This is a genomic window from Halomonas sp. SIMBA_159, from assembly GCF_046536035.1.
In the GTDB taxonomy this organism is placed as follows: domain Bacteria; phylum Pseudomonadota; class Gammaproteobacteria; order Pseudomonadales; family Halomonadaceae; genus Vreelandella; species Vreelandella venusta_A.
Genome location: NZ_JAWJBT010000705.1, coordinates 1 through 267, shown reverse-complemented (window position 1 = coordinate 267; position 267 = coordinate 1). Strand labels below are relative to the sequence as shown.

At 51.7% G+C, this 267-nt stretch carries 1 protein-coding gene; it reads left to right on the top strand.

Translation table 11 applies throughout. The features are described 5' to 3' along the window. Window positions 1-267, top strand: a 267-nt coding sequence (locus R0J87_RS21020; protein ID WP_498888697.1) for a hypothetical protein, incomplete at both ends; no start/stop codon positions are given.

Sequence of the window (267 nt, the reverse complement as noted above, 5' to 3'; positions counted from 1 at the left end):
ATTAGCGGGGTTGCGGATGAACCCTATCGCGATTTTGAAGAACCATCGGAAAGTACGGCCGGCGAAACCGGTACCTCATCCAACACTCCCGATGACACGGGGGATCTTTCGGATTCTTCCGGAGAGGACGAAACGTCAACTGCCGGAACAATCACCGGTAGCAGTTTGAGCTTTGGCAGTGATGGCATCTTATCATTTTTATGGATTGCACTTATGGCGGGTTTTGCCGCACTGCTCACGCCTTGTGTATTTCCGATGGTACCGTTG